Origin of the sequence: Janthinobacterium agaricidamnosum NBRC 102515 = DSM 9628 (genome assembly GCF_000723165.1) — a bacterium.
GTDB classification, from domain to species: domain Bacteria; phylum Pseudomonadota; class Gammaproteobacteria; order Burkholderiales; family Burkholderiaceae_D; genus Janthinobacterium; species Janthinobacterium agaricidamnosum.
On sequence record NZ_HG322949.1, the window covers coordinates 5,936,089 to 5,936,409 of the forward strand.

Sequence of the window (321 nt, forward strand, 5' to 3'; positions counted from 1 at the left end):
ATGAATGGGCGGATCTACGATCCGACGTTGTCGCGGTTCATCAGCGCGGATCCGTATATCCAGTCGCCGTACCAGTCGCAAAGTTATAATCGTTACAGCTATGTGTGGAACAATCCGCTCAATGCGACCGATCCGAGCGGTTACATGCAGATCATGGCGACGATTGAGGTCACGGCGAGCCGGACGGCGATGCAAGGGGTGGGGATGGGCCTCGTGCAGCGTCTCGACGTGAGCAATGACGTCAGTGATCCGTCGTTGAACATGACGGCGCGGCCGCCATCGTTAGGGGAGCGGGTGTACCGGGAACTTCAAGCGGCTGGG

1 protein-coding gene (only partly in view) is annotated in these 321 nt (G+C 58.9%); it reads left to right on the top strand.

Features of this window, described 5'->3' with window-relative positions; all coding sequences use genetic code 11:
• A protein-coding gene (locus tag GJA_RS25825) for an RHS repeat-associated core domain-containing protein (RefSeq protein WP_038498114.1) crosses the window boundary here: on the top strand, window positions 1–321 show its 5' portion. It continues 24 nt past the right edge of the window; the window shows 321 of its 345 coding nt (coding positions 1–321); the start codon lies at window positions 1–3; its stop codon lies off the right edge, out of view.